The sequence below is a fragment of the Mesorhizobium sp. M1A.F.Ca.IN.020.06.1.1 genome (genome assembly GCF_004023265.1).
Classification (GTDB): Bacteria; Pseudomonadota; Alphaproteobacteria; order Rhizobiales; family Rhizobiaceae; genus Mesorhizobium.
The window spans coordinates 1-1,951 of sequence record NZ_RZSR01001054.1 but is presented as its reverse complement, the minus strand read 5'-3'; the positions used below and the strand labels follow the sequence as shown (position 1 = coordinate 1,951).

General features: G+C 66.3%; 1 pseudogene. It reads left to right on the top strand.

From position 1 onward, the window contains the following. Positions 1-70: 70 nt before the first annotated feature. A pseudogene (locus EOA60_RS30830) lies at positions 71-1,951 on the top strand (hypothetical protein); the annotation flags it as partial.

The window sequence follows — 1,951 nt, the reverse complement described above, 5'->3', positions numbered from 1 at the left end:
ATCCTTGCTGCAAGGTGACGCTGCCGCTGAGGACGCCGGCCGTCGAGTGCGAAGCGCCGAGGAGGGACAGATGAGCGGTCTCGTCCTTTCCCGCCCTGCCCCGCGCAAAGCCGTCATGGGCACGATCATGAAACCCCTGTCATACGCCAGGCGCGGCGCGCGCTGGCTGATGGCGGCCGGTGTCGCGGTCGCCATGATGCCGGCAGTGCCGGCGGTTGCGCAGGACAAAGCACCAGCTGGCCAGATCGCCAATCCGGAAATCACGGCTGGATCGCGCGGCATCAATCCGGAGCTCGGGCGGATCATACCCTTCTTCACCAAGAAGGGTGGCCTAAGGGGCTGCGATAGTGTCGAATACGTCTTGAGCTTCGGCATCCATGGCGACCCGCAGGACTTCGACCGGCCAAGCGTGGCGGCCCTTCTGAAGGCGACAAGGCTCGACTTCAAGGACCAGTTGCCGCACGGCTTGCAGATCGTGAGCGTCGACCTCGTCGGCGACGGCACGGGCGCTTCCGGCGGACCGCTGCCCGCTGCTTCGATCAGCACATCGGCCGGCCCAAATGATACGGCAAGCGTTTCAAATTTCCGGATCAGCGCTTCGAACCTCGACGGCGTCGGCGCTGCCGACGAACGCGTGATCACTTTCCGGATCACGGCCAAGATAGAGCATGCCGCCTTCGCCGCGCCGGCAACGGTCGATAACCAGGGTGAGATGAAGGTGGCCTTCAGGGGCGGCCCGGCAACCACGATCCCCTCGCAGGATCCGGACAAGCCCGACGACGCCGATTTCCTCACCGGCGTGAAAACCTCGATCACGATCGACCTGAGCAAGTGCAACCCGCCGCCTCCGCCTCCCAGCAAGGAATGCTTCAAGGTCGAACGCGGCACGGTCGACTGCGTGCCCGGCGGCGGCGCCTTCATCTATCACATGCCGATCGGTCCGGAGATGGCCGGCAAATGGGTGCAGCTGTCGACGACGACACCCGGCATCACCATCGCCACCGACACCCAGCAGGTACCTGCCGGCGGCGGCGTGTTGAACTGGAAGATCATCGGCGCCTCGCCGGGCGAGGCCATCCATCTCGTCGTCACCGGCATCGACACCTATGCCGGGCCGAAGGAAGGCTGGGGACTTTGCTGCACGCAGGAGATCGACATCGACATTCCGCGTGATCTCAGGTGCCCGCCCCAAAAGCAGCCCGACCTCAAGGTGGAGAAGTGGGCAGAGGTGCCGCGCTGCACGATGTCCGGCGGCTGCGACTTCACCATCACGGTCACCAATGTCGGCGATGCGCCCTATAACGGCAAGATCGTGCTCGACGAGGTGACATTGCCGGCCGGGTCGGCGCTGTCGTCGGGACCGAACCCACCCTGGGTCTGCGCGCCCGGGACGACGCCGATCACCTGCACCCATCCGGCAACCACGCTCCACCCGGGCGCCTCCGCCGTCCTCAAGCTCGGCTTCAAGCCGGCCGGCGGCTGGCAGGGCAGCGTGCTGCGCAATTGCGCCGCCTATGACTACCAGGCGAGCGGCAAGCCGCTGTTCGGCAGCCAGCAGAACGATCGCGGCTGCGCCTCGATCCCGGTCTGCCGCCGTGGCGATCGCGATCCGCAATGCCAGCCTGCGGTCGAGAAGAAGGTCGACCTGCTGCTGAAGAAGCGCGCCCGCATGCCGGTCTGCACGCCGGACGGCATCTGCAGCTTCGTGATCGATATCATCAACAACGGCACCAGCACCTATCACGGGCCGCTGACCGTGATCGACACCTATCCGGGCGACGCGCCGACCTCCTCGGCCTTCGGGCCCAGCCCGCCATGGACCTGCTTGCCGAACGGCCCCGGCCAGTTCCGCTGCGACAATGCCGGCATCTCGCTGCCGCCGGGCGCCTCGACGCCCATCGTGGTCAAGGCGGTCATGCCGGCAAACTACCGGCCGGACACGGTCGAGAAC